Consider the following 26,940-nt stretch of genomic DNA (forward strand, 5'->3'; position numbering starts at 1 on the left):
TTCAATAATTCTGCCATGTTCAGCCACTGTTACCGAACTCTCATTGTTATATGATGGTATTAACATCATGTTTCGGAAAACAGGACACATGCATTATGAAAAAGATTGGATTTCTGTCGTTTGGCCATTGGACACCTTCTCCACAGTCGGGCACACGCTCTGCTGCCGATACGTTATTACAATCCATTGACCTGGCTGTTGCAGCCGAAGAATTAGGCGCCGACGGGGCTTATTTTCGCGTTCACCACTTTGCTCGTCAGCTAAGTTCACCTTTCCCGCTGCTGTCTGCCGTAGGCGCAAAAACCAGCCGGATCGAGATTGGCACGGGCGTTATCGACATGCGCTACGAAAATCCGCTCTATATGGCGGAAGATGCGGGCGTGGCGGATTTAATATCCGGTGGTCGTTTGCAGCTCGGTTTAAGCCGTGGCTCGCCTGAACAGGTGATCGACGGCTGGCGCTATTTTGGCTATCAGCCTGCCGAAGGGGAAACTGAGGCCGACATGGCGCGTCGCCATACCACGGCGTTTCTTGAAGTTCTGAAAGGCGAGGGTTTTGCAGAACCTAATCCACAGCCAATGTTCCAAAACCCGCCGGGATTATTGCGCCTTGAGCCATATTCTGAAGGGCTGCGCGAACGTATCTGGTGGGGAGCCGGTTCTAACTCAACGGCAAAATGGGCGGCACAGTTGGGAATGAACCTGCAAAGTTCCACTCTTAAGGATGATGAAACTGGCGAACCGTTCCATATTCAGCAGGCCAAGCAGATCCGTGCTTATCGCGAAGCCTGGAAAGAGGCGGGTCATGCGCGGGCACCACGTGTTTCGGTTAGTCGCAGCATCTTTGCCTTGATCAATGACCAAGACCGGGCCTATTTCGGCCATAGCGGTCAGGAAGGTGACAAAGTCGGTTTCCTTGAAGAGAATAATCGTTCCATATTTGGACGCAGTTACGCCGCCGAGCCAGAACGCTTGATTGCACAATTAAAACAGGATGAGGCAATTGCCGAGGCCGATACTTTGTTGCTTACCGTGCCAAATCAGTTGGGCGTGGATTATAACATTCACGTGATTGACTCAATCCTAAAGCATATTGCTCCGGCGATGGGTTGGCGTTAATAGTAGTTAGAATAAAAAAATGAGACCTATGACAGCGTCTCGAAAGGGGCGCTGTTATTTATTATTATTATCGTCAAATCGTTTATTATTTTTGAGGATAAATCGAGGCCTGTGTTTTACCTCAATATAGATTCTTCCGACATATTCACCTAAAACACCGATGCCTATTAACTGGATGCCACCCAAGAATAATATCGAGACGATGAGTGAAGAATATCCCGCCACCGAGTTTCCCCAAATGACCTTGGAAATAATCATCATTATGCCGGCAATAAAAGAGCATACAGCAACTAATCCACCTAAATAGGTCCAGATTCGTAGAGGAACGGTTGAAAAGCTGGTAATCCCTTCCAGTGCGAGATTCCACAATCTCCAGGTATTAAATTTTGTGCCTCCGTTGACGCGCGCGTAGCGAGTATATTCAACGATCGCATAATTACCCTCTAACCAATTTAATAACCCTTTCATAAAAAGGTTACGTTCCGGTAGAAGCTTCAATCTTTCAACAACATGTCGAGACATAAGCCGAAAATCACCCACGTTCTCTTCGAGCGCTGGACGGCTAATTTTATTATTGAGTTTATAAAACCATTCAGCCGTGGCTCTTTTCATGCGGCCATCGGAAGAACGATCGACCCGCTTGGCGAGCACTACATCATAGCCTTTTTGCCATTCGGCAATCATCTTGGGAATAACGTCCAGCGGGTCCTGAAGGTCAACATCAATTGGGATAACCGCATCGCCGCCTGCGTGTTCGAGGCCCGCCATCAATGCCGCTTCTTTACCAAAATTACGCACGAAACTCAGCGATTCCACCAAAGGATCCTGCTTTGAAAGTGCATCAATTATCGCTTCGGTTTTATCCTTGCTGCCATCATTTATAAAGACGATTTGAACAGTATAGTCAGCAAGTTCTCGGCGCACGCTTTCATAAAAAAAGGGAATAGCTGCCTCTTCGTTAAAAACAGGGACAACGAGAGATATCATCATGTTATTTTCCCAGAAAAGGACAAGTGCAGTAGAGCAGACGTTTTAATTAGCTTGTACGTAATATAATGAAAAGTCTATGTATTAATTCTTAGACTATGAAGTTGCAACAGTTTAAAATTACTCTTTTGATAAATAAAATTTGAGTATAATTAAGAGAAGTGCCAATAAATAGGAGCTAAGCATCACATATAGATATTTAAACAAGATAGGTTAAATCTGAAGCTTATTGATTAACTCTATGTTTGGAATAAGTAATTTATGATATTTATTTGTTGAATTAAAAATTTAATGATTTTTATTCATTCAGAATAATTAAGGATAAATTCAGAGAAGTGACAGTGTGAAGGATGGCGTCTTAATGCCCAAATGGTTTGTCTATTGACTAAAACTAATGATTAAAAATAACTCAATAGTGGTGTCCCCTACTGGAATCGAACCAGTAACTAGCCCTTAGGAGGGGCTTGTTATATCCGTTTAACTAAGGAGACTCTGTATTACCCCGATGCGCCAAGTACGCATTGGGCGTGTATCCTACCGTAAATGCTCATATTTTTACAAGCCTTACCTTCCCTTTCTTCCCTGTCGGTTTTGCTGTAATTGCTCTTAAAATAGCCTCGTTCATGGGCTATTGTGAACAAATTGAGCACAGAAACAGCTTAGGCACCTTGTATGGCGTACTTAATGTACAGGGGAATTATGCTAGCCTCTTGCTTAACGATGGCAGCGAATTTAAGCGAGGGTTGTATGGATTTCGAAGAAGTCAGAGTAGAAGAGGGGAACCTTCTCGCCGATCTCAGAGCTATCGCGATGAAGCCAAGTCTTGAAGCTTTGGGTCGTTTTAATGAACATACCGTCCGAAGCCGTTTTCTCGACGCTTTTGTGCCTGCTGATTCTATAAAATTGACCATTAACGGCAAATTAGCCGGTTTTTTTGTTCTGCGTAATCGAACCGATCACCTGTACCTCGACCATTTATATATTCATCCCGAGTTTCAGAACCGCAAGCTTGGGCAAGCCGTTATACAGTATGTTCGTAAAGAGGCAGCGCAGCGCCAACTTCCAATCAGGCTTGGCGCATTACGCGGAAGTCCGGCAAACCCATTCTATCTAAAAAACAACTTTATAAAGATTGGAGAAAGCGATTTCGACATCTATTACGAGCATCCTATACCAACGTTATTCCAGAAACCTGACGAGTAGGATCCCAACGCGGTCACTCATTAATATAGTAAACACCCACGGTTGCCTTATGAAATAGGGCAATAGTGGGTGCGTTTGCTTAATCCTTCATTACTTCTCGAGTTTGTGGTCCTGATCCTGTGATTTTTTATTCTCCTGATCTCGAGGTTTATTCTCCCGACCCTGCCGTTTTTTCTCCTCATCCTGCTGGGCTTTTTTACGCTCGTTGCTTAAATCGTTTCTGATTTGCGCGTGGCTGATGAGGGCGAAAATAAAGGAGCCGCCGATGATATTGCCTGCGAGAGTAGGTAGCGCGAATGGCCAGAAGAACTCTTGCCACGGAATAGCGCCCGACAAGACCAGATACATCACCTCGACCGAGCCGACCACAATGTGGGTCAAATTGCCGATGGCGACCAGATAGGTCATAAGCAGGATCACCCAGATTTTCGCCGCGCCGGCGCTCGGCAGCATCCAGACCATGGTGGCAATCAGCCAGCCCGACACCACGCCCCCTACAAACATAGCGGCGGGATCTTTCTCCATGACCTCCATGCTTATCTCGGTCATCGCTTTCATAATAGAAGGTTCGAACAGCGGCAAATTGATAAATGCCAATGAAGCACAGGCCGCGCCAATAATATTACCCGCCAACACCACGCCCCAAAGTCGAAATAAAATACCAAAATTCTTAAGCGTCGGTTTATGCATAATCGGCAGTACGGCGGTCACGGTATTTTCGGTAAACAGCTGCTGACGCGCCATGATGACAATAATAAAGCCGACGGTGTAACCTAAATTCTCCAGAAAGAAGCGGGCAGGCGTATCTTCCAGTTGTTCACGAAGAATCGCTTTCGTCACCAACGAGGCGCTAATAGATAAACCCGCTGCAATGGCCGACCATAATAATGCCAGTCCGTCGCGCTCGAGCTCTTTTTCACCCTCCATTCTGATTTGCTCGTGAACGGCGGCGGCGCGCGAGGGTAGATTTTCTTCGTCGACCTCGATTTCCGTACCGTCTTCCTCTTCTTCGCTGTCCACTTCCGGGCCGTCTTTAATATTTTCTTTTACAGAATGCGCCGCGTTGCTGCTTTGGTTCATTGATTACCCCTTAGTGAAAGACCTGCTCAAAACGCCTGACTTAAAGAAAAGTCACGCGTTAACATTTTGTTTCATTCACTAAGCATAGGTTAGTTTTCGCCCCTTATTTGCTGCCGCGAAAGGGAGGCAAAAAATAACAACTTTTTAACACTTTGTTATTAGATGCTAAAAGCTGTATTAGTTCTGTAAAATTGAAGTTAGTTAGCGGTAAACTGCGCGGCCAAAGCCTACAGCGTTTGTAAGGCCTATGTTATGATGCCGTTTCCAAAAGATAAGAGACTCGTCCATGTTTGAAGCGCTTAATCTCAGCTGCGTTCGTGATGAACGAACCCTGTTTAGCGGCTTGAGCTTTACCATTCAACCGGGCGAGATAGTCCAGATTGAAGGCCACAACGGCGCGGGCAAAACCAGTTTGCTGCGCATTCTTGCGGGCTTATCGGCCGCCGATGAAGGTGAAGTTCGCTGGCAAGGGGAAAACACTCGCCGTCAGCGTGAGGTTTTTCATCAGCATCTGCTGTTCCTCGGCCATCAGGCGGGCATTAAATCGGTCTTGACGGCTTATGAAAATCTGGTTTTTTATCAGACAGATAGCAGCGATAAATCTCAAGGCGCTATCTATCATGCGCTGGAACAGGTCGGATTACTCGGTTACGAAGATGTCGCCGTCGCGCAGCTTTCGGCAGGCCAGCAACGCCGCGTCGCGCTGGCAAGATTATGGTTAAGCACGGCACCGCTGTGGATTTTGGATGAACCCCTGACCGCTATCGACAAACAGGGCGTCGCCACATTAATTGAACTTTTTGAACGTCATGCCCAAAACGGCGGCATGGTGTTATTAACCACTCATCAGGAATTGCCGGGCGTAAGTCGCGCAGTGCGCAAAATACGACTGACAAGTACAGAGTTAGCTTAATGTTTCTTAAAGTATTGCGTCGAGAGCTGAAAATCGCTTTCCGAAAAAACGCGGAAATTATTAATCCGCTGTGGTTTTTTCTGATTGTCATCACCTTATTTCCGCTAGGCATTGGCCCTGAACCCAAGCTGCTCGCGCGCATTGCGCCGGGCATCGTGTGGGTCGCGGCGCTGTTATCCTCGTTACTTTCGCTCGAAAGATTATTCCGCGATGACTATCTCGACGGCTCGCTCGAGCAGCTCATGCTGCTGCCCGCGCCGCTCACCCTCACGGTTATCGGCAAAGTGTGTGCTCACTGGCTGGTCACGGGTTTGCCGCTGTTAATCATCTCGCCGCTGATGGCGTTGCTGCTGTCGCTGGATTTCAACACCTGGAAAGCGGTGGCGCTTACGTTGCTATTAGGCACGCCGACGCTGAGTTTTATTGGCGCGATCGGCGTGGCGTTAACGGTCGGTTTGCGAAAGGGCGGCGTATTGCTGAGCCTGCTGGTATTACCGCTGTATATTCCGGTGCTTATTTTTTCGACGGGTGCAATAGACGCCGCCTCAATGGCGATGCCGATCGGCGGTTATTTGGCGATTTTAGGCGCGATGTTGGCGGGAAGTATTACGCTGGCACCTTTTGCTACCTCTGCCGCGTTGCGAATAAGTGTGCATTAAGTCGATAAGATGTGAGCGAAAAGGGCGAACATTTACGGCAAGTTACAATAAGTCTGAAAAAACGCAACCTTTGACTAACATCACACTTCTCGATAGGGAACAATAGGGGTTATGCCCAAAAGAGCGGCAGGCGACGGATACGCCCCTGACTGTTCAGCGTAGCTCGAAGACAAGGTTACGGCATTCAACACAGTATAATTTTAATGTGAGCACCAATAAAAATGTGGAAATGGTTACATCAACTCGCAAGGCCTGAGCGGCTTTACCACGTCTGCGGCCGATTTATTCCCTGGCTCGCGATCGCTGGCGCTGTCTGTCTCCTCATCGGCTGGGTCTGGGGCTTTGGCTACGCGCCGCCCGATTATCAGCAGGGCAACAGTTATCGCATCATGTATATCCACGTGCCGGCGGCTATCTGGTCGATGGGTATTTACAGCTCAATGGCGATTGCCGCGTTTATCGGACTGATTTGGCAGATGAAAATGTCCGAACTGGCGATGGCGGCGATGGCACCGGTTGGCGCGGTATTTACTCTCATCGCGCTGGTGACGGGCGCGGCGTGGGGCAAGCCAATGTGGGGAACCTGGTGGGTGTGGGACGCGCGTCTGACCTCCGAACTGGTGTTGCTATTTCTCTATCTCGGCGTAATCGCGCTGTATAACTCCTTCGAAGATCGCCGTACGGCGGGTCGCGCAGCCGGAATTTTAGTGCTGGTCGGCGTGGTCAATATCCCGATCATTCACTACTCCGTGCAGTGGTGGAACACGCTGCATCAGGGCTCGAGCGACTTTGGCAAAACGATCGATCCGAGCATGCGTTATCCGCTGTTCTGGTCGGTATTTGGCTATCTGTTCTTCTTTATTACTCTGACGCTGATGAGATTGCGCAACGGCATTCTTCTTCAGGAGCGCCTGCGCCCGTGGGTTGCCTCGCTGGTTAACAAGGAGCGCGGCTAATGAACGCAGCATTTTCAAGCTGGCAGGATTTCTTTGCCATGGGCGGCTACGCCTTTTACGTTTGGCTGTCGGTGATTGTGACCCTGAGCGCGCTAATCGGCATTGTTATTCATACAATGTGGACGCGTCGTCAGCTGCTGGGTGAAATTCGTCGCCGTCAGTCGCGCGAGCAGCGCATCCGCCAATCGAAAAAACAGGCCAGCGCGCCTCGTTCGCCGGAATCTTCCCGGGAGAAGTCATTTTGAATCCACGTCGTAAAAGCCGCCTTTATCTGGCGCTCATCGTGCTGGTTGGCCTTGGGCTTGCCACTACGCTGGTGATGTACGCGCTGCGCTCCAACATCGATTTATTCTATACGCCGAGCGAAATTTTGCAGGGCAAAGGTGAGGATCACCAACTGCCGACCGTCGGCCAGCGCCTGCGTATCGGCGGGATGGTCATGCCCGGATCGGTCAAGCGTGATGATAAAACGCTGGAAGTGCATTTTAAAATTTACGATGCGCGCGGCGCGATTGCCGTGACCTATTTCGGCATCTTGCCAGACCTGTTCCGCGAAGGGCAGGGCGTCGTGGCGCAGGGCGTGATGGAAGCCAATAACGTGGTCATGGCGAAGCAGGTTCTAGCCAAGCATGACGAAAATTATGTTCCACCGGAAGTGAAAGACGCGATGAAAGATAACCATACGGGGCCAGCCTCGGCGTACGTTGCTCCTGCGAAAGGAAACGGCCAGTCATGATCCCTGAAATAGGTACGTTTGCACTCTGTCTGGCGCTCGGGCTGTCGACATTATTGAGCATTTATCCCCAGTGGGGCGCGTCGCGGCAGGACGCACGGATGATGGCAATGGCGCGTCCGCTCTCCTACGGCATGTTCGGCTGCATCCTGCTGGCGTTTATTATTCTGGTCCACGCCTTTGTGGTGAACGATTTTTCCGTAGCTTACGTCGCGAATAACTCCAACACGCATCTGCCGGTTTACTACCGCATGGCGGCAACCTGGGGCGCGCACGAAGGCTCGCTGCTGCTTTGGGTTCTGTTACTGAGCTGCTGGACGACCGCCGTGGCGCTGTTTAGCCGCCGGATGCCAAACGACGCCGTCGCGCGCGTGCTGGCAGTCATGGGGCTGATTACGACTGGCTTCCTGCTGTTTATCCTGCTGACTTCCAACCCGTTTCTGCGCACGCTGCCGAATTTCCCGATCGACGGCAGTGACCTGAATCCGGTATTGCAGGATATTGGCCTGATTTTCCATCCGCCTATCCTTTATATGGGTTACGTCGGCTTCTCCGTGGCCTTTGCCTTTGCGATTGCCTCGCTGATGGCGGGTCGACTGGATACCGCGTGGGCGCGCTGGTCGCGTCCGTGGACTCAGGCCGCGTGGGTGTTTCTGACCATTGGCATCGTGCTGGGCTCCGCGTGGGCCTATTACGAGCTTGGCTGGGGCGGCTGGTGGTTCTGGGATCCGGTCGAAAACGCCTCGTTTATGCCATGGTTGGCCGGTACCGCGCTAATTCACTCGCTGGCGGTCACCGAAAAACGCGGCACCTTCAAAGCCTGGACCGTGCTGCTGGCGATCACCTGTTTCTCGCTCTGCCTGCTCGGCACCTTCCTGGTGCGCTCGGGCGTGCTGGTGTCGGTTCACTCCTTTGCCTCGGATCCGGCGCGCGGGATGTTTATCCTCGCCTATCTGGTGATAGTGATCGGCAGTTCGCTGTTGCTGTACGCCATTAAAGGCAATACCGTGCGGGCGCCAAGCCGCCACGAACCTTACTCGCGTGAAAGTTTCCTTTTAGGGAACAACGTGTTGCTGGTTGCGGCGATGCTGGTGGTGTTGCTCGGCACGCTGCTGCCGCTGGTACACAAACAGCTGGGCCTCGGCAGTATTTCGATTGGCGAACCCTTCTTTAACACCATGTTTACCTGGCTGATGGCACCGCTGGCGCTGCTGCTCGGCATTGGTCCGTTAGTGCGCTGGCGTCGTGACGAGCCGAGCAAGCTGTGGCGTCGTTTGGGCCTTGCGCTGGTGGTGACGTTGCTGCTGTCGATTCTGCTGCCGTGGCTGTTGCAGGACAAAATCGTCGGTATGACGGTAGTGGGCATGATGATGTCAGTGTGGGTGATTTTGCTGACGCTGATGGAACTGCACGAGCGCGCGACCCATCGCCACTCGTTCTGGCGCGGTTTGACGCACCTTTCTCGCAGCCATTGGGGCATGGTGCTGGGCCATCTTGGCGTGGCGGTGACGGTTATCGGTATCGCTTTCAGTCAAAACTACAGCGTTGAACGTGATGTTCGAATGAAAGCGGGCGATAGCGTCGATATTCAGGGTTATCATTTCGAATTCAAAAGCCTGACCGATATTCAGGGCTCCAATTATTCCGGTGGTGAAGCGAATATCGAAGTCACCAGCAACAATAAATTCGTCACCATGCTCCACGCCGAAAAACGCTATTACAGCGTGGCGCGCAGCATGATGACGGAGGCGGCAATCGACGGCAATCTGGCGCGCGACCTTTACGCCGCGCTGGGCGAAGAGCTCGACGACGGCTCGTGGGCGGTGCGTCTTTACTACAAACCGTTCGTGCGCTGGATTTGGCTGGGCGGCATCTTTATGGCGGTCGGTGGCATCCTGTGTATTTTCGATCCGCGATACAGAATGACTAAAAAAATGAAACGTCTCGACAAAAAAGCCGTGGAGGAAGTATGAGCCGTAAAATCCTCTTTATTCCGCTGTTTCTATTTTTGGCGCTGGCGGCGGCATTTTTGGTGCAGCTTACCCGCAACGCGCACGGCGACGATCCTACGCTTTTAGAGTCGGCATTAGTGGGCAAACCGGTGCCGGTATTCAAGCTTGAATCGCTGTTCGAGCCGGGCAAAACCTACGATCAGGCCGTTTTTCACACGGGGAAGCCGATTCTGCTGAACGTCTGGGCGACGTGGTGTCCGACCTGTCGCGCCGAGCACGATTATTTAAATACGCTGGCGGCGAAAGGCGTTCACGTGGTGGGGCTTAATTACAAAGACGATCGCGGCAAGGCGGTTAACTGGCTGAATACGCTTGGAAATCCTTACGCGCTGAGCCTGTATGACGGCGACGGCATGCTGGGGCTGGATCTTGGCGTCTACGGCGCGCCTGAAACCTTCTTAATCGACGGCAACGGCATCGTGCGTTATCGCCACGCCGGCGACCTCAACGAGCAGGTCTGGCAGCAAGAAGTGCGTCCGCTGTATCTCAAGTACGGGGGCAACGCATGAAAATCTTGTCGCTGTTTTTGGGGCTAATCCTGAGTTTTAGCGTGTTCGCGGCTATCGATACCTATCAGTTTACCTCGCCGCAGCAGGAGCAGCAGTATCGTCAGCTGACCGAACAGCTGCGCTGCCCGAAATGCCAGAATACCAACATTGCCGCCTCTGATTCGATTATCGCCGCGGACATGCGAACGAAAGTCTATCAGCTTTTGAATGAAGGTCAGTCGAGCAAGCAGATTATCGATTACATGGTCGCGCGCTACGGCAACTTTGTGACCTACGAACCGCCGGTGACGCCGTCGACGCTGATTTTATGGGTTGGGCCTGCGCTGTTCGTACTGGTCGGCGCGCTGGTTATTATTTTACGCGCGCGCCGTCGTCAAACGGGCGAGCAGATGTCTTCGCAGGAACAGCTGCGTTTGGCGCAGCTGCTCGGCGAAAATGACAGGAAAGAATCATGATTGTTTTTTGGCTGGTCATTGTTGCGCTGATGCTGGTGGGCATCGCGCTGTTTATCGTTCCCGTTATTCGCGGCGATCGCGCCGATTTAGCCACCAGTCGCGATGACCTGAACAAGGCATTTTATCATCATCGTCTGACCGAGCTGGAAGAGGATGAAGATCAGGGCGTAGTGGCCGATCGCCCGTTATTCGTCAAAGAGTTGCAGGAAAATTTACTGAGCGACATTCCGGGACACGCAGGCAATGCGGGGCAATCGAGCAAGATTGGCAAGCCCATTCCACGCTGGACGCTGATTCCGGGCGCGCTGCTGCTGGTGGTCGTGAGCGGCGGCTTCTATCTTTATACTGGCGGGCTCGGGCAGGTCAGCGCCTGGAATCAGGTCATGAAAAGCATGCCCGATTTACGCGCGCGGGTAGCCGATGTTAACGCCAAGCCGCTAAATATGGTGGATATTCAAAACCTTGGCCTTGGCTTGCGCACCGATTTACAGGCTAATCCAGACAATGCAAAAGATTGGCTGATGCTGGGCCGCGTAGGAACAGCGCTGAATAATGCCAGCACCGCCACGCAGGCTTTTGCCCGCGCCTACGCACTTTCGCCCAATGATATGGATATCAAATTGGGCTATGCTGACGTCCTGACGCGTTCTACCGATCCGCAGGATAATATCAACGGCGGCAACATGCTGCGTGATATGCTCGAACATAATCAGGGTAATCTGCAGGTATTGAGTTTACTGGCATATAATGAATACGAGCAGGGTCACTATCCGCAGGCGATTGGGGCGTGGCAGGTGATGCTGAAGATTTTGCCGGCCAACGATAAACGTGCCGACATGGTCAAAGCCAGCATTGAGCAGGCGAATGCCAAATCGGGTATGGATAAGGTAAAACTGGGCGTTGCCGTGGCGTTATCGCCGCGCGCGCAGCAGCAATTACCGCAGCAGGGTACGGTATTTATTTCAGTGACGGATGGCAGCAGTCCAGTGCCGGTGGCGGTTAAAAAGCTGCCGCTGAGCCGCTTCCCACTTTCTGTTACGGTCGATGATACCAATGCCATGATGCCGCAGCGCTTGCTTTCTTCACTGCATCAATTAAAAGTACGGGTACGTATTTCGCAAAACGGCCTCGCGACCCCGTCATCAGGCGACTGGTATGGCGATAGCCCGCTGACCGATTTCTCGGGCACCGGACAGGTCAATATTGAAATTAATCAGCAGGTTCCTTAATAAGGAGCCGAAGCATAAACAGGGAGATCATAATGGACTTTCGCCTGACTGGGCTGGCGTTTGCCACGTTATTGTTAGTGGGCTGTGCAAGTAGCGACGATAAACCGAAATCGTTGGTGACCTCTTCCGGATCGGCGCCGACCACGGCGTCCGCGACCGGTAAAGCCCCGACGGCGGCGGACGCAGCTAATCCACCGCCGCCAGAAGCGGTTGATCCCCAAATTGGCGGTCGCTCTGATCCGTTGCAGAGCTTTAACCGTTCAATGTTCAACTTCAACTATAACGTGCTGGATCCCTATGTTTTACGCCCGGTTGCCGTGGCGTGGCGCGACTATTTGCCTTCGCCCGCGCGTAATGGCCTGAGCAATTTCTTCGACAATCTGAGCGAGCCATCCACCATGGTGAACTATTTTGTTGAAGGGAACATTAACGAAGGGGCGAAACACTTCACCCGATTCTTCCTGAATACCATCCTCGGTATGGGCGGATTAATTGACGTCGCGTCAATGGCTAATCCAGAGTTGGCGAAACAGGAGCCGCACCGTTTCGGCAGCACATTGGGCCATTACGGCGTGGGTTACGGCACTTACGCCGTGTTGCCGGGCTATGGCAGCTTCACGCCGCGTGAAGACGTGGGCGGTTTAGTCGACGACCTTTATTTCCCGCTGAGTTACCTGACCTGGTGGATGACCGCCGGCAAGTGGGCGATTCAGGGCATCGAAACCCGAGCGCAACTGCTGGATTCCGACGGCCTGCTGAAAAACTCGTCTGACCCTTACGAGTTCCTCCGCGCGGCTTACTTCCAGCATCACGACTTCCTGGCCAGCGGCGGCAAGCTAACGCCGGTCGACAATCCTAACGCCGCGGCAATTCAGGGCGATCTGGATAGCATTGATTCGGCTGACTGATTATAAATTTCGTCAACTGTGATGAATGACCCCAAAACAAAAAGCGCCGAAAGGCGCTTTTTTTATGCTACAAACAGATGCGTTATCAAATGAAAATGTAAACGCATCTAATTAGTCAGGCTTATTCAGATCGCTTTTACATTCGATAGCGAGCAGAACGTCGCTATTAGAACGTCGCTATCAGAACGTATAGTTAAAGTTCACGCCGTATAACATCGCGGTGCCTTTGGCATCGAACTGGTAATTAGGAACGCCGTCGGCGACTTTTTCGCTGATGTGAACCGATTTGCCGTGCATATAAGAGACGCCGAGGTCGACAGAGGCGTCTGGGGTAAAGGCGTAGGTGGAACCGACGCTCAGCCAGAGGCGATCCTGATCGGGAATCGAAATAGTGCGGTTATCCGCCGGAACCGGGCTGTCGTCATAGGCGATACCGGTACGGAACGTCCACTGATCGTTGTAGTAATAAGTCGTACCTAACGCCAGACGATAGACGTCGTGATAGCCTTCTTCCTTCTGGAACAAGGTGTTGCCGTTGGTGCCGGTCGCTTTCAGCTCTTGGAACTGGCTCCAGCTGGTGTAGGTCAGACTGTAATGAATCGCCCATTTTGGCGCAACGCGGTTATAACCCGAGACTTCCCACATCTCCGGCAAATTCAGCGTCAGCGAGCCTGGCACAGTATTACCGCCCGTGCCGCCAGCAACGACGGGCAGGTCGCTGCGATAGTTGCCGTCAAAATCGATGTCTACTTTCGAACGATAGGTGAAGCCGTAACGGTTGTTTTCATCAACCTCATAAAGAATACCGGCGTTCCAGCCGTAGCCCCATGCATTACCATTCAAATGTGCAGCGGTAGTGCTGGCCGGAATGGTACCGCGACTTTGCAAGGCAACCAGTTCACCCGCGTTTCGTTCGATTTTCGCTTTGGCATAAACAGCATCGAAACCGACACCGAAGCTAAAGTGCTGGTTAAGGCGATAGGCGGCGCTGAGGTTAAGGTTTTCGGTGATGAGATCGGTTTTGCCAGCCAGCGGTCCCGCCGGATAGTCATTTTCGAATTCGGTTGATAAACCATAGTTTGAGGTGGCCGATGCGCCCAAAGCCCACTGATCGTTTAACGGCAAGATAAAGTGCAGGTTCGGAACCCAGGCATTCGGCGCAATATTGCCATCATCGGTGCTGCGGCCGGTAACGGGAGAATTGCCGGTGAGTTTGACATCAGGATCGACATAAATGGCGCCGCCGGAGAAGGTAGGGCGGTCGAACATGGTCATGGTCGCCGGGTTACGACTGCCCGACGCCGCGGAATCCGCTATCGCGCCTTCGCCCGAAAACGATCGGCCCAATCCGGCTGCCGTGTACTCGTTAAGTTGAAATCCTGCCGCAAAAACTTGAGTTGAGACTAACGCCATTGCAGCTGCCACAGCTGACCTTGTAAACAGGTTTTTCTGGTTCATGACCAAAACCTCATTTTATGATTTATAGAACAGCGTCATTTATAGAGTGACTTATAAACAGCGATGAACGGCGGATTCGTGGCACCGCAAAGGGCCAACTAATCAGACCAGTGAGCGAATTATAGGTCCGACCTGTACACATGTTGCAATGTTGTTTCACACTTATTGGTATTTAGATTTTAAAAATTAGATCCGCTTAACAAAAAGTTGACGATTCTGATTCACAAAACTAACGTTGCGGATTGAACTATTGATGAGAAAAATAAATCATTTGATGGGTGGCGTATTAATCCTGTGATTTGAGTCACTTAAAAACCTTGTTAAAACTAGGCCTTTTTGTCTCGACCACCTAGGAGTAGGATTAGAAGCAGGTAAACGGTCTTATTCAGGAATTATCACGCCCTTGGGCAAGACGTTCACGACGTCAAAAGGAGAGAATATGTCAGCCTCAAACACGCAAACGGAACTGTCACACAGCGCGCAAAACGTCTCCCATTCATCGGCTTCTTTAACCGGCATAAACGAAAATGAAGCCTGTTGCCGTGTCGAGATTGGTACGGTTATCGATAACAGTGACTGTACGACGACCTACCAAAAGCTATTTTCGACTCAGGCAGAAGCGAAAACGATGTTTGAAAAGCTGGTCGCCCGCGCCCGCATGACAGAATCTGAACCTTGTGTCATAAGCAGCCAGTTTAAAGATGTTGATGGAGGAATTGAGCTGATTGCCGATTTCACTTTCTGCTGCCAGATTGAATCCATTAATTTTCAACTTGCTTTGCGCTAACGCGTTTTGCAGCAATGTGCCAAATCAAGCCCTGCCGAAGATAGCAGGGCGTTTAGGTTTGTTTCGGTATTGTCGCCTTCGACCCGCCTGGTTTAATTACAACCGGCTTTCATCGCAAACTTTGCGATTCCTCTCAAATCGTCATTCCTGACTTTGCCATTCTCCTGCACATAGTTAACACTATTCATCAGGTCAGACCTGTATTAACTGATATTTAATAAAAGCTTTTTCAAAAAATAGCTTCAACAGGACTTTCGACATATCAGGACTTTCACCCTATCAGGCAAGTCGCGACAGACCCTTTTTTGGCATTGAACGTTTGATTTACTCAGGAGCCAGCATGAATAAGGCCGTTCCACTGGTTACACGTCAGGGCGATCGAATCGCTATTGTTGAAGGTTTACGCACGCCATTTGCTAAACAGGCAACCGCGTTTCACGGCATTCCGGCCGTCGATTTAGGAAAAATGGTGGTGAACGAACTGCTGGCGAGAAGCGGCGTTGACCCACTGGTGATTGATCAGTTGGTGTTTGGACAAGTGGTTCAAATGCCCGAAGCGCCTAATATTGCTCGTGAAATTGTGCTTGGGACCGGCATGAATGTCGCCACCGATGCCTACAGCGTTTCGCGCGCCTGTGCGACCAGCTTTCAAGCCGTCGCCAACGTGGCCGAAAGTATTATGGCCGGAACAATAAGCGTGGGCATCGCGGGCGGGGCGGACTCCTCTTCAGTACTGCCCATCGGCGTTAGCAAGGCGTTGGCCCGCACGCTTGTAGACGTCAATAAAGCGCGCAGCCTTTCGCAGCGCCTCTCCTTGTTCAGCAAACTCAAATTTCGCGATCTATTACCCGTTCCGCCAGCCGTCGCGGAATATTCTACCGGCCTGCGAATGGGCGATACGGCCGAACAAATGGCTAAATCTCACGGCATAAGTCGTGCGGAGCAGGATGAGTTAGCCCATCGTTCACACCAGCGCGCCGCCGAAGCCTGGGAAAATGGCCTGCTTGATGCCGAAGTGATGGCTGCTCACGTGCCGCCGTATAAAGAGGTGGTGCAAAGAGACAATAACGTGCGCTTTGATTCCAGCATCGAGCAGTATGCCAAATTGCGCCCCGCGTTTGACCGCAAGCACGGGACGGTAACGGCTGCCACCAGTACGCCGCTGACCGACGGCGCGGCGGCAGTGTTAATGATGAGCGAGTCTCAGGCAAAAGAGTTGGGAATCAAGCCGTTGGGATACTTGCGCAGCTTTGCTTTCGCCGCTATCGACGTTCATGAAGATATGCTGCTCGGCCCCGCCTACGCCACGCCGATCGCGCTGGATCGAGCAGGATTAACGTTGTCGGATCTTGATCTGATCGACATGCACGAAGCTTTCGCCGCCCAAACGTTGGCAAATATTAAAATGTTCGCCAGCGCGCATTTCGCGCATGAAAAATTGGGTCGTGACGCAGCAATTGGCGTAATTGATATGGAAAAATTCAATGTATTAGGCGGATCGCTGGCCTATGGTCATCCTTTTGCCGCGACGGGCGCGAGAATGATTGTGCAAATGTTGCATGAACTACGTCGCCGTGGTGGCAAACTCGGCTTAACGACGGCCTGCGCCGCGGGTGGGTTAGGTGCCGCGATGATTCTGGAGGTGGCAGAATGAGCGACAAGCCGCTAATTTACCCGGCTGAAACGCCTTATCAGCTAAAAAAATCGGCGTTTACGCTACATTTTACCGATGACAATATTGCCATTATCACCATCGATGTGCCCGACGAAAAAGTTAACACGTTAAAAGCCGAGTTTGCCGATCAAATCATTGAGCTGCTTAAAAGAGCGCAGCTGCATCCGCAGTTAAAAGGCGTGGTGTTCGTTTCTGGAAAAAAAGACTCATTTATTGCCGGCGCCGATATCAGCATGATTGCTCGTTGCGAGCAGGCAAGCGAAGCCGAAGCTTTAGCAAAGAAAGGGCAGGCGGCGATGGCCTATATTGCCGGCGTAAATGTTCCGGTCGTTGCGGCGATAAAAGGCGCCTGTCTTGGCGGTGGATTAGAGCTGGCGCTGGCCTGCCACAGTCGTATCTGTTCTTTGGATGACAAAACACAGCTCGGATTGCCCGAAGTGCAGCTCGGCCTGTTGCCCGGATCAGGCGGTACGCAGCGATTACCGCGCCTGATTGGCGTCGCCAACGCGTTGGATCTTATGCTGACCGGCCGCTCTCTGCGACCCAAACAGGCGCTGCGTCTTGGTCTAGTCGATGACATTGTGCCGCCCTCGATTCTGCTGCAAACCGCGCTCGACAGGGTGCGCAAAGGTCGTCCGGCCAAAAAAGAGCTGGCTTATAAAGATCGTCTGATGCAGGGCGCGCTGGGTCGAAAATTGCTGTTTCACTTTGTGCGCAAGCAGACTCGGGCAAAATCCAGAGGGCATTATCCGGCAACGGAAAAAATTATCTCTGTTGTCGAGACGGGTTTACACGAAGGCAGTGGCAATGGTTATCAAGCAGAGGCGGCGGCGTTTGGTGATTTGGTCATGACGCCACAGTCTGCGGCTCTTCGCGCGCTATTTTTCGCCTCGACGGCATTAAAGAAAGAGCGCGGTGCTGAAGCCGAGCCCCGTCAAATTCAGAAAACAGCCATACTCGGCGGCGGATTGATGGGCGGAGGAATTGCTTACGTTACGGCGACTAAAGCGGGCCTGCCCGTCAGAATTAAAGACATTAATCATCAGGGGATCAGCCGTTCATTAAAGTACAGTTGGGACCTTCTCCAGAAGAAAGTTAAGCGCAGACATCTTACCGCCGCAGAGCAGCAAAAACAGATGATGCTGATTTCTGGCACCACCGATTACAGTGGATTTAAACAGGCTGATCTGGTCGTTGAAGCCGTATTCGAAGAGCTGGCGCTGAAGCAGCAAATGATCCGCGAAGTTGAAGAAAATGCCGCGCCGCAGACCATTTTTGCCTCAAACACCTCTTCTCTACCGATTCATAAAATCGCTCAAGGTGCGACAAGGCCGGAGCAGGTGATCGGTCTGCATTATTTCAGTCCGGTTGATAAAATGCCGCTGGTCGAGGTCATTCCTCACGCTCGGACCAGCCCGGAAACGGTCGCGACCGTGGTGGCCTTTGCCAAAAAGCAGGGCAAAACGGCTATTGTTGTGGGTGATAATGCGGGTTTCTACGTTAACCGCATTCTTGCTCCCTATATCAATGAGGCCACACGCTGCCTGCTAGAAGGCGAAAGCATTGAACATATTGACGATGCGCTGCTTGAATTCGGGTTTCCGGTCGGGCCGTTACAGCTGCTCGATGAAGTGGGTATTGATGTCGGCACCAAGATTGTACCTATTCTCGAGGCCGCGTTTGGCGAGCGTTTTGCTGCTCCCGCCGAGCTGGATGCCATATTAAAGGATGACCGGAAAGGCCGCAAAAATGGCAAGGGTTTCTATAGTTATCCTTCTAAGGGAGATAAAGGTAATAAAAGGCGAGCCGACCCTTCTATTTATGGGCTTTTAAACGTGACGCCACATAATAAGCAAAGTAAGCCGGTGATTGCCGAACGTTGCCTGGCGTTGATGCTGAACGAAGCCGTTCGCTGTCTTGACGATGGCACGGTGCGCAACGTGCGCGATGCTGACATTGGCGCAGTTTACGGCATCGGCTTTCCGCCGTTTTTAGGTGGCCCGATGCGCTACATCGATACGCTTGGCGCCGCTAATCTGGTCAAAAAACTTCAGGATTTACAACAAAAATATGGCGATCGCTTTGCGCCCTGTGAAGGACTGGTCCGTCGGGCCGCAGAAGGACAAAAATTGTATAGCTGATAAATTGCGCGTAAAATAGGCGATCGTTTGGTCTAAAAGCGCTGCATTTAAAACACCTGTGCTCAAAACATTTGGCGATAGAGTAGTGAGAGATTCTCAGTTTTAAGGTCTATCGACCTTCAGCAGGTTAGGTTGTTCGTTAAACGCACGACTATTTACATCTCGTGGCAGTTGGTGTAAAAAACAGCGTTTTATTTGCGATGACTTTCAGGCAAAATGCACGGCCGCGATACAGACCGCGTGTTTTCGTTGATACTAAGTTGGTGTAGTGCCCTGCTAGGATGTGGGCAGAAGGGTAATACAGCACGCGAAGCGTTCCTGTATAGCGCTATTTTTGTTAACAAAAGCGGTGCAATATGCAAGTTGTGATTATGCGTCACGGTGAAGCTGCTCTCGATGCAGCCAGCGATTCCGTCAGGCCTCTTACCGATTGTGGTTGTGACGAAACGGTATGTATGGCGTCCTGGTTAAACGGTCGCTCTGTGAAAATTCAGCGCGTGCTGGTGAGTCCGTATCTGCGGGCGCAGCAAACGTTGGAAAAAGTACGTCAGGGCCTCGCGCTTCCTGAGAGGGTTGAAGTCTTACCTGAGCTAACGCCGGGCGGTGACCCTGCGCAGGTAGCGGAAGAGCTTCAGGCTTTGGCGAAAGAGGGCGTCAGCGCAGTGCTGGTGGTTTCTCACCTGCCGTTGGTGGGTTATCTGGTGGCAGAACTCTGCCCGGGCCAGTGTCCGCCGATGTTCGCGACCTCCGCGATGGCCAGCGTTGAAATCAATGCCGAAACCGGACGTGGAAGCCTCGATTGGCAATACAGCCCGTCGCAGGTTATTGCTAAAGCCTGCTAACTTTCTCCAAGAAAGGGCAGTTTTCAGGCTACAGCAATCACAGGCTACAGCGATCAAAAAAGGCACAGTTTACTGTGCCTTTGTCGTTTCTATCGCTTTACCGATCTGCAATTTTCTATAAATCTTGTTGAACATTAATGTCACAGATCTTTGGAATCGCAATTCTTCGATTTTATAGTTCTTGGGTTTTACAGTTCTTGAGTTTTATCGTCCAATTCAACCAAGACTAACAGCGCCGCATTGCCTCCGAATTCTCGAGGTGCCTGATGAAATGCCTCAACGTCTGGATGCTGCGCCAGCCACAGCGGGGTTTGCTGCTTCAAAATATGCTTGCCGTGGCCGTGCATCACGCAGGCGCAGTGCACGTGCTCTCTGCGACAGGCGGCAATCAGCGCGCCCAGCTCTTTTTTGGCTTCGTTTTGCGTCAGACCATGTAAATCGAGAAACAGCTCGGGAGAGTAATCGCCACGACGCAGCTTTTTCATCTCAAAATGACTCACGTCTGGCCGCACGTGGCGCACGGGACCTTCGTCGTCCAGCATGGGCTGAAACTCATCCGAAAAGTAATAGGTCGCGTCTATCTGCTCTTGCTGCAAACGTTTTGGTGAAGACACAACGGGCGCTTTACGCTCGGGTTTATGCAAAATAGTGTCATTTTTCAGCCGCTTGGTTCCCGGCACGGCTTCTCGGAACAGCGTCAGCTCTTCCTTACTCAGCGAGTATTTTTTCTTCATCGCAATATCATCATTCGTCTCACATTTTGACAGTCTACATGCTCCATCCTTTCTTTCTAAATAAAACTCTTTTCCGCCTTGCTCCAACGCCAATCATTTTGGGAGAGCGTTTAGGGGGATTATTACTGATTTGTTGCCGTCTTCGTGGCAAACTATGCGGAAATTTTATGGCCGTGAACAAGGCCACCCGCCGTACCCCAGGAGAGAAAATTGGATAAAATATTCGTCGACGAAGCCGTCAGTGAGCTGCATACCATTCAGGATATGCTGCGCTGGACCGTCAGCCGCCTGAATGCCGCTAATGTATATTACGGCCATGGAACGGATAATCCCTGGGACGAAGCCGTACAACTGGTGCTGCCAAGCGTCTTTTTACCGCTCGACATCCCTGAAGACATGCACTCCGCGCGCCTGACTTCAAGCGAGCGTCATCGCATCGTCGAGCGCGTGATCCGCCGCGTCAACGAGCGCGTGCCGGTTGCCTATCTGACCAACAAAGCCTGGTTCTGCGGCATGGAATTTTACGTCGACGAGCGCGTGCTGGTGCCACGTTCGCCGATCGGTGAGCTGATCAACAACCGTTTCGCCGGTATTTTGCAGCATCAGCCGCAGCATATTCTCGACATGTGTACCGGCAGCGGCTGCATTGCGATTGCCTGCGCCTACGCGTTCCCCGAAACTGAAGTCGATGCCGTCGACATCTCTGCCGACGCGCTGGCCGTAACCGAGCGCAACATCGATACCCACGCTATCGAGCAGTGGGTTACGCCGATTCGCTCCGACCTGTTCCGCGAACTTCCTCCGTTGCAGTACGATCTGATTGTGACCAATCCGCCTTACGTCGATGAAGAAGACATGGCCGATTTGCCCGATGAATACCGCCACGAGCCCGAGCTGGGTCTGGCATCCGGCAGCGATGGCCTCAAGCTGACGCGCCGTATTCTGGCCTGTGCGCCAGATTACCTGACCGACAACGGCGTGCTGATTTGTGAAGTTGGAAACAGCATGGTGCACCTGATGGACCAGTATCCGGACATTCCATTTACCTGGCTCGAATTCGAAAACGGCGGTGACGGCGTGTTTATGCTGACTAAACAGCAGCTGCTCGACTGTGCCGAGCATTTCAGCCTGTTCCGCAAGTAACACTTTTGCTATTTGATAAAATTATTAATCGATTGAATTCTCTTTGAATGAATTCTTTTCAGTAAATAATTTATTGATTTTAAACAGTTAACTAATGGTTAAGGAGCCGTGATGGCAGGGAACAGTATTGGGCAGTTTTTCCGCGTCACTACGTTTGGTGAGTCCCACGGGATTGCGCTGGGCTGTATTATTGATGGCGTGCCGCCGGGTATTCCACTGACCGAGGCTGACCTGCAGCACGATCTCGATCGCCGTCGTCCGGGTACGTCGCGCTACACCACGCAGCGTCGTGAAGCCGATGAAGTCAAAATTCTGTCTGGCGTATTCGAAGGCGTGACCACGGGCACCAGCATTGGTCTGATCATCCAGAATACCGACCAACGTTCGCAGGATTACAGCGCGATCAAAGACGTATTCCGTCCGGGTCATGCTGATTACACCTATGAACAAAAGTACGGCACGCGCGATTATCGCGGCGGCGGTCGTTCTTCTGCGCGTGAAACTGCGATGCGCGTGGCGGCCGGTGCGGTAGCTAAAAAGTATCTGGCGCAGAAATTTGGCGTTCAGGTGCGTGGTTATCTGTCTCAGATGGGCGATGTGGCGTGCGAGCTAAAAGATTGGGATTTCGTCGAAACCAACCCGTTTTTCTGCGGTGACGAATCTAAAATCGAAGCGCTGGACGAACTGATGCGCGAGCTGAAAAAAGCCGGTGACTCGATTGGCGCCAAGATTACCGTGGTGGCCGACAACGTGCCAACGGGTCTCGGCGAGCCGGTATTTGACCGTCTGGATGCCGATTTAGCGCACGCGCTGATGAGCATCAACGCAGTGAAAGGCGTTGAAATTGGCGACGGTTTTGCCGTTGTTGCCAAACGTGGCAGCGAAAATCGTGATGAAATCACGCCACAAGGTTTCGAAAGCAACCACGCGGGCGGCATTTTGGGCGGTATCAGCAGCGGACAGCCTATCGTCGCGCACATGGCGCTGAAACCAACCTCCAGCATTACCGTGCCGGGCCGCACCATTAATCGCGAAGGCGAGCAGGTCGAGATGATAACGAAAGGGCGCCATGACCCTTGCGTTGGCATTCGCGCCGTGCCGATTGCCGAAGCGATGATGGCTATCGTGCTGATGGATCACCTGCTGCGCCAGCGCGCGCAGTGTGGCGACGTCAACTCCAGCGTTCCGCGCTGGTAAAAAGGATCTAACCATAGAATGCGGATTAAAATCGGATTAGCCGGTTTACTGGCGCTTGTCGTGTCGATTCCAACGCTGGCGGCCACGCCGTGGCAGCGCATTACCCAGCCGATTGCTGGCGTGCCGCAGGCCGTGGGCAGCTATGCCAATGGCTGTCAGATAGGCGCTCAGCCGCTGCCGATCAATTCACCCGATTATCAGGTGATGCGTACCGATCAGCGCCGCTTCTATGGTCAGCCCGATCTGCTGACTTTTATTAAAAGGCTGTCGGCAGAAGCGAATCGTGAAGATTTGGGCACCGTGCTGATTGGTGATATGGCGATGCCTGCCGGTGGGCGTTTTAGCAGCGGTCACGCGAGCCATCAGTCAGGTCTCGACGTCGATATCTGGCTGCAAATGCCGCGCAAACGCTGGACGGCGCAGCAGTTGCTGAAACCGCAGCCTATCGATTTAGTCAGCCGCGACGGCAAAAGTATTGTCAAAAGCCAGTGGCAGCCGCAAATTGAAAAACTGATCAAGCTGGCCGCGCAGGATACCGACGTGGTGCGTATCTTCGTTAATCCGGCGATTAAACAGCAGCTTTGTCTTGATGCCGGTAGCGATCGCGAATGGCTACACAAAGTCAGGCCGTGGTTCGGACATCGCGCGCACATGCACGTGCGTCTGCGTTGCCCGGTTGGCGACCAAAGCTGTGAAAGTCAGGCTGCGCCGCCTCCGGGCGATGGCTGTGGTGCCGAGCTGCAAAGCTGGTTCCTGCCGCCGAAGCCGGGCAGTGGGATCACTGAAAAGAAAGAGCCGCCGCCGTTGCCAGCCATTTGTCAGTCGCTGCTGGATAAACATGCCGGTCAGCTTTAATTGCCTTTTTGTCTTGAATCGAGTTAGTCAGCCACTATGTCAGCTAATATGTCAGAGTCAGTAGAAAATCATCATTATCAGCAGCTTATCGATATTTTTGATGGCTGTTTCAGTCAGGATTATAACACCCGACTGATTAGAGGCGACGATGAGCCTATTTACCTACCTGCCGATGAGCAGGAAGATTACAATCGCATCGTCTTCGCTCACGGCTATTTTGCCAGCGCGCTGCACGAAATTTCACACTGGTGCGTCGCCGGTGCCGAGCGTCGTAAGCAGGTCGATTTTGGTTACTGGTATTGCCCAGACGGCCGCGATGCGCAGACGCAGGGCGAATTTGAAAAAGTTGAAATCAAGCCGCAGTCTTATGAATGGATGTTCTGCGTCGCGACGGGCTTTAACTTTAACGTCAGCTGTGACAATCTGAGCGGCGAATGTGAGCCAGACCGCGTTGCTTTTCAACACAAGGTTCGTGAAGAAGTGTTGAAAACGCTGGAGAAAGGCTTACCGGAGCGCCCGGCGCGCTTTATCAACGCCTTGCAAGCTTACTATCATACGGCCCCGCTGAGTGCAGACGCTTTTCCTGTCCCTGCGCTTTGATTTAACGACTGTCGTAGCAATTGATAGCTAACATAACGGCTAATAGCTGACAGTGATGACCGCCATAAAAGGTCAGCAAGAAATAGAAGAGGAAGAGGATGATCGCAGAGTTTGAAGGGCGTATTTTTGCGCTAATCGAAGACATGGTCGAACACGCCACCGATGATGAACTGTTTGCCAGTGGTTATTTGCAGGGGCACTTAACGGTGTCGGTTGCGGATGCCGAAGCCCATGGCGAAAACACCTCCGAGCAGTTGAAAGTTCGCGTGCAGAGTAGTTTAGATAAAGCCATTCTGGCAGGCGAACTCTCCCCGCGCGATCAGGTTCTAGTGCTCGGCATGTGGGAAAATCTTTATCAAAAAGCGTTGCCAGAGACTGAGCGTTAATCCGTTTCTTTTGCCTCTGCGCGCCAAGCTTTTATTAATTTAAGCCGTTGATTGAAAGAAAGTTCTGATAACACGTATCGATAAATAAAAGGGCCATTCAGGCCCTTTTTTACGTCTGTTGATCGCTGCTGAATAGCCAGCAATTAGTCGAGCGAACTGATAGGTCGACCTTTGAGCAGCTTGCGCACCCACATCCGGTTTGGATTTAACGCCGCGAGCGTCGTGGAATCCATTGGCAGCGGCTCGCCCGCGATCTGGCTGGCGAGAATCTCTGCCGTCAACGGCGCGGAGCTAAGCCCGCGTGAGCCTAAACCGCCCAGCAAGAACAAATTGCGATGCACCGGCGCGGGCGCAATCTCCTCTTGCTGCTTTAACTGACGCGGCAACTCGGCGTAGGCGGCGAGCAAATTGTCATAATCGGGCATCGCGCCGCTCATCGGCAGGTGATCGCGCATTGCGCAGCGCACGCCATTGCGCGCCAGACCTGCATTCACATCCACCTGCTGCGGCCAGTCGAGACCCGGCAAACAGTCAATGAGCCGCTGGCGATTTTGCTGCTGGTCTTCATCACGATAAACGCCTTGCTGCTCGCCGCGATGATAGCTGGCGCCGATACAGTGCTGCTGATTATTGGGATTAACCGGCGTCATGTAGCCGTCGTAGCACAACACCTGCTTGAGCTCGCCTAATATCGGCGTGGTCGGCACGTGTGAAACCTGACCGCTGACGGCGTAAACCTGCAGTTTTTCACTTTGCTCGAAACGGGCAATATCCGCGCCGTTAGCCAACACGACAGTGGCATGATCGACGGACAAACCCGACGCTAATGTCAACGTCCAGCGTCCTGAATCAGTGGGCTGAAGCTCGGTAACCGGTTGTTGATAATGCGTTTTCAGGCCAAGTGATTCGGCCAGCGTGATGGCCTGCGCGGTAAGTTCGGCAGGGCAAAGCCAGCCACCCAGCGGATAACTCACGCCGCCTTTGTTGCACGGCAAACCGACTGCCGCTGCAAACTGTTCGGCATCCAGCCCCGTCGCCAAGGCCTGCGGCCACTCACCGGCGAGAATTTTGTCAATCTTGGCCTGGCTTTTTTCATCGAAGCCGAGTTGCGCCACGCCACACCAGTCGTGATCAAAAGCCAGACCTGAGGCGGCGAGGGCGCTGTACTGGCGGCGAGCAAAGGTAAAAGCGTGGGCGAAAAATTGCTCGATGGCGTCGTGACGGCCGTTGAGCAAAGGATACACCGCGCCCTGACGGTTTCCCGACGCGCCCTGCGCCGGTGCTGCGTCAGCACAATAAAGTGTGACGTTGAAACCACGACGCAGCAACGCCAACGCGAGCAGGGCGCTGGCTACGCCGCCGCCCACGATCGCGATATCCTGCGGATTTTCGGCGGCAGGGCGTTCATACCACGGCGCGGGATGAGGCTGTTTCGGGCCAGCTTCGCGCCATCCGCTCAACATTTCACGCTTTCTGCCGTGGCCTTTCACGCGACTCACGTTGAATCCGGCCTGCTGCAATCCGCGGCGCACAAATCCTGCCGCCGTAAAGGTGGCGAAAGTGCCTTCCGGACGGGTCATTTTCGCCATTGAGGTGAAAAGCGCGTCGGTCCACATGTCGGGATTTTTAGAGGGCGCAAAGCCGTCGAGGAACCAGGCATCGACCTGCTGATAAAGACTGGCATCGCAATTGGGCAAGAGGTCGGTGACGTCACCAAACCATAAATCGAGCGTGATGCGGCCGCCGTCGAGTAATAAACGATGGCACCCGGCAAAAGGCAGCGGCCACTGCGCGCGCAGCTCATCGGCAAAGTCGGCTAATTCTGGCCAATGGCGATGCGACATCTCCAGATCGGCGACAGAAAGTGGATATTTTTCATAGCTAATGAAATGTAATCGTTGAAGCGTTGTCTGATGAGGCTGTTGCAGGTTTTCGTCAGCTTGCTTGAATTCTGCGAAAGCTTGCCACAGGGTCAGAAAGTTTAGACCGGTGCCAAATCCGGTTTCGGCAATGACCAGCAGAGGGCGCGAATGACTGGCAAAACGCTCTGGAAAATGGTTGCCATTCAGAAACACGTGTCGGGTTTCGGGTAAGCCGCCGTCGTCCGAAAAGTAGATGTCGTCGAACTGTCGGGAAACAGGTGTACCCTGTTCGTTCCACCTTAAATCGGCTGGCTGTATTGGGGTGTGATCCACGTAAAACTCTCTGGGTTCTAGGCTGTGCGCGAAGTTTAACTGTCTGGTATGCTTCGCGCAAATTTCAATTCTTTACACAAGGATTTGCTGATCGGACTTGTTCGGCGTACAACTGTACGCTAAAGTGCATGACGAAATCCCGAATAGTTAATAGTAAAAGAGGTA

The 26,940-nt window shown here is 52.2% G+C and carries 26 protein-coding genes and 1 tRNA gene; 21 read left to right on the top strand and 6 right to left on the bottom strand.

From position 1 onward, the window contains the following. Positions 1-95: 95 nt before the first annotated feature. Positions 96-1,118: an LLM class flavin-dependent oxidoreductase gene (locus tag SC206_RS15440; RefSeq protein WP_332738400.1), complete on the top strand. Its 1,023-nt coding sequence runs from the start codon at positions 96-98 to the stop codon at positions 1,116-1,118. Between the two features lie 54 nt (positions 1,119-1,172). Here SC206_RS15440 and SC206_RS15445 read toward each other — a convergent pair whose 3' ends face one another. Both SC206_RS15445 and SC206_RS15450 read right to left on the bottom strand, forming a co-directional pair. After that, complete coding sequence (locus tag SC206_RS15445; RefSeq protein WP_332738402.1) at positions 1,173-2,108, bottom strand: glycosyltransferase family 2 protein; 936 nt, start codon at positions 2,106-2,108, stop codon at positions 1,173-1,175. A gap of 413 nt (positions 2,109-2,521) precedes the next feature. After that, positions 2,522-2,596 (bottom strand) — tRNA-Arg (locus tag SC206_RS15450). 256 nt (positions 2,597-2,852) lie between these two features. Here SC206_RS15450 and SC206_RS15455 point away from each other — a divergent pair. Next, the gene (locus SC206_RS15455) at positions 2,853-3,308 is read left to right on the top strand and encodes a GNAT family N-acetyltransferase (RefSeq protein WP_332738404.1); all 456 of its coding nucleotides are present in this window, start codon (positions 2,853-2,855) and stop codon (positions 3,306-3,308) included. Positions 3,309-3,398: 90 nt separating this feature from the next. On the opposite strand, the gene SC206_RS15460 is transcribed toward SC206_RS15455, so the two are convergent. Continuing rightward, on the bottom strand, positions 3,399-4,388 hold the full coding sequence (locus SC206_RS15460; RefSeq protein ID WP_332738406.1) for a formate/nitrite transporter family protein: 990 nt from the start codon (positions 4,386-4,388) through the stop codon (positions 3,399-3,401). 286 nt (positions 4,389-4,674) lie between these two features. Here SC206_RS15460 and ccmA point away from each other — a divergent pair, with 286 nt between their 5' ends. The 10 genes from ccmA to mlaA all read left to right on the top strand — a co-directional run bounded on the left by ccmA (position 4,675) and on the right by mlaA (position 12,762). Then, positions 4,675-5,301, top strand: coding sequence for a cytochrome c biogenesis heme-transporting ATPase CcmA (gene ccmA, locus SC206_RS15465; protein WP_332738409.1), 627 nt, complete (start codon positions 4,675-4,677; stop codon positions 5,299-5,301). Then, entirely contained in the window at positions 5,301-5,960 is a 660-nt protein-coding gene (gene ccmB, locus SC206_RS15470) for a heme exporter protein CcmB (protein WP_332738411.1), read from the top strand. The genes ccmA and ccmB overlap by 1 nt, the downstream gene beginning before the upstream one ends. A gap of 221 nt (positions 5,961-6,181) precedes the next feature. Then, a complete protein-coding gene (locus SC206_RS15475) occupies positions 6,182-6,916 on the top strand; it encodes a heme ABC transporter permease (RefSeq protein ID WP_332738413.1) in 735 nt (244 codons plus the stop codon). Continuing rightward, positions 6,916-7,161, top strand: coding sequence for a heme exporter protein CcmD (ccmD, locus tag SC206_RS15480; RefSeq protein WP_332738415.1), 246 nt, complete (start codon positions 6,916-6,918; stop codon positions 7,159-7,161). The genes SC206_RS15475 and ccmD overlap by 1 nt, the downstream gene beginning before the upstream one ends. Further along, positions 7,158-7,652 (top strand): cytochrome c maturation protein CcmE, encoded by a 495-nt coding sequence (ccmE, locus tag SC206_RS15485; RefSeq protein ID WP_332738417.1) that lies wholly within the window; start codon positions 7,158-7,160, stop codon positions 7,650-7,652. The genes ccmD and ccmE overlap by 4 nt, the downstream gene beginning before the upstream one ends. After that, a complete protein-coding gene (locus SC206_RS15490; RefSeq protein WP_332738419.1) occupies positions 7,649-9,622 on the top strand; it encodes a heme lyase CcmF/NrfE family subunit in 1,974 nt (657 codons plus the stop codon). The genes ccmE and SC206_RS15490 overlap by 4 nt, the downstream gene beginning before the upstream one ends. Further along, complete coding sequence (locus SC206_RS15495) at positions 9,619-10,170, top strand: DsbE family thiol:disulfide interchange protein (protein WP_332738421.1); 552 nt, start codon at positions 9,619-9,621, stop codon at positions 10,168-10,170. The genes SC206_RS15490 and SC206_RS15495 overlap by 4 nt, the downstream gene beginning before the upstream one ends. Beyond that, positions 10,167-10,625, top strand: a complete 459-nt coding sequence (locus SC206_RS15500) for a cytochrome c-type biogenesis protein (RefSeq protein WP_332738423.1) — start codon at positions 10,167-10,169, stop codon at positions 10,623-10,625. Before SC206_RS15495 ends, SC206_RS15500 begins: the two co-directional genes overlap by 4 nt. Next, positions 10,622-11,854: a c-type cytochrome biogenesis protein CcmI gene (ccmI, locus tag SC206_RS15505; protein ID WP_332738425.1), complete on the top strand. Its 1,233-nt coding sequence runs from the start codon at positions 10,622-10,624 to the stop codon at positions 11,852-11,854. Before SC206_RS15500 ends, ccmI begins: the two co-directional genes overlap by 4 nt. 32 nt (positions 11,855-11,886) lie before the next feature. Further along, positions 11,887-12,762: a phospholipid-binding lipoprotein MlaA gene (gene mlaA / locus SC206_RS15510; protein WP_332738426.1), complete on the top strand. Its 876-nt coding sequence runs from the start codon at positions 11,887-11,889 to the stop codon at positions 12,760-12,762. 180 nt (positions 12,763-12,942) lie between these two features. Here the strand turns inward: mlaA and fadL are convergent, their stop codons facing one another. Further along, entirely contained in the window at positions 12,943-14,220 is a 1,278-nt protein-coding gene (gene fadL / locus SC206_RS15515; RefSeq protein ID WP_332738427.1) for a long-chain fatty acid transporter FadL, read from the bottom strand. Positions 14,221-14,659: 439 nt separating this feature from the next. Between fadL and SC206_RS15520 the strand changes: the two genes are divergently transcribed. The 4 genes from SC206_RS15520 to sixA all read left to right on the top strand — a co-directional run bounded on the left by SC206_RS15520 (position 14,660) and on the right by sixA (position 19,665). Beyond that, a complete protein-coding gene (locus tag SC206_RS15520) occupies positions 14,660-15,007 on the top strand; it encodes a YfcZ/YiiS family protein (protein ID WP_332738429.1) in 348 nt (115 codons plus the stop codon). Between the two features lie 340 nt (positions 15,008-15,347). Next, on the top strand, positions 15,348-16,661 hold the full coding sequence (gene fadI / locus SC206_RS15525) for an acetyl-CoA C-acyltransferase FadI (RefSeq protein ID WP_332738431.1): 1,314 nt from the start codon (positions 15,348-15,350) through the stop codon (positions 16,659-16,661). Continuing rightward, entirely contained in the window at positions 16,658-18,823 is a 2,166-nt protein-coding gene (fadJ, locus tag SC206_RS15530; RefSeq protein WP_332738433.1) for a fatty acid oxidation complex subunit alpha FadJ, read from the top strand. Before fadI ends, fadJ begins: the two co-directional genes overlap by 4 nt. 356 nt (positions 18,824-19,179) lie before the next feature. Further along, on the top strand, positions 19,180-19,665 hold the full coding sequence (sixA, locus tag SC206_RS15535; RefSeq protein ID WP_332738434.1) for a phosphohistidine phosphatase SixA: 486 nt from the start codon (positions 19,180-19,182) through the stop codon (positions 19,663-19,665). Between the two features lie 188 nt (positions 19,666-19,853). Here the strand turns inward: sixA and smrB are convergent, their stop codons facing one another. Then, positions 19,854-20,399, bottom strand: coding sequence for an endonuclease SmrB (gene smrB, locus SC206_RS15540; RefSeq protein WP_332738435.1), 546 nt, complete (start codon positions 20,397-20,399; stop codon positions 19,854-19,856). Positions 20,400-20,609: 210 nt separating this feature from the next. Between smrB and prmB the strand changes: the two genes are divergently transcribed. The 5 genes from prmB to SC206_RS15565 all read left to right on the top strand — a co-directional run bounded on the left by prmB (position 20,610) and on the right by SC206_RS15565 (position 24,580). Then, positions 20,610-21,542, top strand: a complete 933-nt coding sequence (gene prmB / locus SC206_RS15545; RefSeq protein ID WP_332738436.1) for a 50S ribosomal protein L3 N(5)-glutamine methyltransferase — start codon at positions 20,610-20,612, stop codon at positions 21,540-21,542. Between the two features lie 111 nt (positions 21,543-21,653). Continuing rightward, positions 21,654-22,739: a chorismate synthase gene (gene aroC, locus SC206_RS15550; protein WP_332738438.1), complete on the top strand. Its 1,086-nt coding sequence runs from the start codon at positions 21,654-21,656 to the stop codon at positions 22,737-22,739. Positions 22,740-22,757: 18 nt separating this feature from the next. Further along, the gene (mepA, locus tag SC206_RS15555) at positions 22,758-23,594 is read left to right on the top strand and encodes a penicillin-insensitive murein endopeptidase (RefSeq protein ID WP_442976102.1); all 837 of its coding nucleotides are present in this window, start codon (positions 22,758-22,760) and stop codon (positions 23,592-23,594) included. A gap of 48 nt (positions 23,595-23,642) precedes the next feature. Beyond that, positions 23,643-24,194: an elongation factor P hydroxylase gene (locus tag SC206_RS15560; RefSeq protein WP_332738440.1), complete on the top strand. Its 552-nt coding sequence runs from the start codon at positions 23,643-23,645 to the stop codon at positions 24,192-24,194. A 98-nt stretch (positions 24,195-24,292) separates the two neighbouring features. Next, the gene (locus SC206_RS15565; RefSeq protein ID WP_332738442.1) at positions 24,293-24,580 is read left to right on the top strand and encodes a YfcL family protein; all 288 of its coding nucleotides are present in this window, start codon (positions 24,293-24,295) and stop codon (positions 24,578-24,580) included. 143 nt (positions 24,581-24,723) lie between these two features. On the opposite strand, the gene mnmC is transcribed toward SC206_RS15565, so the two are convergent. Further along, entirely contained in the window at positions 24,724-26,775 is a 2,052-nt protein-coding gene (gene mnmC / locus SC206_RS15570) for a bifunctional tRNA (5-methylaminomethyl-2-thiouridine)(34)-methyltransferase MnmD/FAD-dependent 5-carboxymethylaminomethyl-2-thiouridine(34) oxidoreductase MnmC (RefSeq protein ID WP_332738444.1), read from the bottom strand. Positions 26,776-26,940: the final 165 nt, after the last annotated feature.

This window comes from Rouxiella sp. T17 (assembly GCF_036663475.1).
Classification (GTDB): Bacteria; Pseudomonadota; Gammaproteobacteria; order Enterobacterales; family Enterobacteriaceae; genus Rouxiella.

What these genes read in the sequence shown, in the direction of transcription:
- SC206_RS15440 (WP_332738400.1), top strand. Translation starts at nt 96, where the DNA reads ATGAAAAAGATTGGATTTCTGTCGTTTGGCCATTGGACACCTTCTCCA.
- SC206_RS15445 (WP_332738402.1), bottom strand. Translation starts at nt 2,108, where the DNA reads ATGATGATATCTCTCGTTGTCCCTGTTTTTAACGAAGAGGCAGCTATT.
- SC206_RS15455 (WP_332738404.1), top strand. Translation starts at nt 2,853, where the DNA reads ATGGATTTCGAAGAAGTCAGAGTAGAAGAGGGGAACCTTCTCGCCGAT.
- SC206_RS15460 (WP_332738406.1), bottom strand. Translation starts at nt 4,388, where the DNA reads ATGAACCAAAGCAGCAACGCGGCGCATTCTGTAAAAGAAAATATTAAA.
- ccmA (WP_332738409.1), top strand. Translation starts at nt 4,675, where the DNA reads ATGTTTGAAGCGCTTAATCTCAGCTGCGTTCGTGATGAACGAACCCTG.
- ccmB (WP_332738411.1), top strand. Translation starts at nt 5,301, where the DNA reads ATGTTTCTTAAAGTATTGCGTCGAGAGCTGAAAATCGCTTTCCGAAAA.
- SC206_RS15475 (WP_332738413.1), top strand. Translation starts at nt 6,182, where the DNA reads ATGTGGAAATGGTTACATCAACTCGCAAGGCCTGAGCGGCTTTACCAC.
- ccmD (WP_332738415.1), top strand. Translation starts at nt 6,916, where the DNA reads ATGAACGCAGCATTTTCAAGCTGGCAGGATTTCTTTGCCATGGGCGGC.
- SC206_RS15490 (WP_332738419.1), top strand. Translation starts at nt 7,649, where the DNA reads ATGATCCCTGAAATAGGTACGTTTGCACTCTGTCTGGCGCTCGGGCTG.
- SC206_RS15495 (WP_332738421.1), top strand. Translation starts at nt 9,619, where the DNA reads ATGAGCCGTAAAATCCTCTTTATTCCGCTGTTTCTATTTTTGGCGCTG.
- SC206_RS15500 (WP_332738423.1), top strand. Translation starts at nt 10,167, where the DNA reads ATGAAAATCTTGTCGCTGTTTTTGGGGCTAATCCTGAGTTTTAGCGTG.
- ccmI (WP_332738425.1), top strand. Translation starts at nt 10,622, where the DNA reads ATGATTGTTTTTTGGCTGGTCATTGTTGCGCTGATGCTGGTGGGCATC.
- mlaA (WP_332738426.1), top strand. Translation starts at nt 11,887, where the DNA reads ATGGACTTTCGCCTGACTGGGCTGGCGTTTGCCACGTTATTGTTAGTG.
- fadL (WP_332738427.1), bottom strand. Translation starts at nt 14,220, where the DNA reads ATGAACCAGAAAAACCTGTTTACAAGGTCAGCTGTGGCAGCTGCAATG.
- SC206_RS15520 (WP_332738429.1), top strand. Translation starts at nt 14,660, where the DNA reads ATGTCAGCCTCAAACACGCAAACGGAACTGTCACACAGCGCGCAAAAC.
- fadI (WP_332738431.1), top strand. Translation starts at nt 15,348, where the DNA reads ATGAATAAGGCCGTTCCACTGGTTACACGTCAGGGCGATCGAATCGCT.
- fadJ (WP_332738433.1), top strand. Translation starts at nt 16,658, where the DNA reads ATGAGCGACAAGCCGCTAATTTACCCGGCTGAAACGCCTTATCAGCTA.
- sixA (WP_332738434.1), top strand. Translation starts at nt 19,180, where the DNA reads ATGCAAGTTGTGATTATGCGTCACGGTGAAGCTGCTCTCGATGCAGCC.
- smrB (WP_332738435.1), bottom strand. Translation starts at nt 20,399, where the DNA reads ATGAAGAAAAAATACTCGCTGAGTAAGGAAGAGCTGACGCTGTTCCGA.
- aroC (WP_332738438.1), top strand. Translation starts at nt 21,654, where the DNA reads ATGGCAGGGAACAGTATTGGGCAGTTTTTCCGCGTCACTACGTTTGGT.
- mepA (WP_442976102.1), top strand. Translation starts at nt 22,758, where the DNA reads ATGCGGATTAAAATCGGATTAGCCGGTTTACTGGCGCTTGTCGTGTCG.
- SC206_RS15560 (WP_332738440.1), top strand. Translation starts at nt 23,643, where the DNA reads ATGTCAGAGTCAGTAGAAAATCATCATTATCAGCAGCTTATCGATATT.
- SC206_RS15565 (WP_332738442.1), top strand. Translation starts at nt 24,293, where the DNA reads ATGATCGCAGAGTTTGAAGGGCGTATTTTTGCGCTAATCGAAGACATG.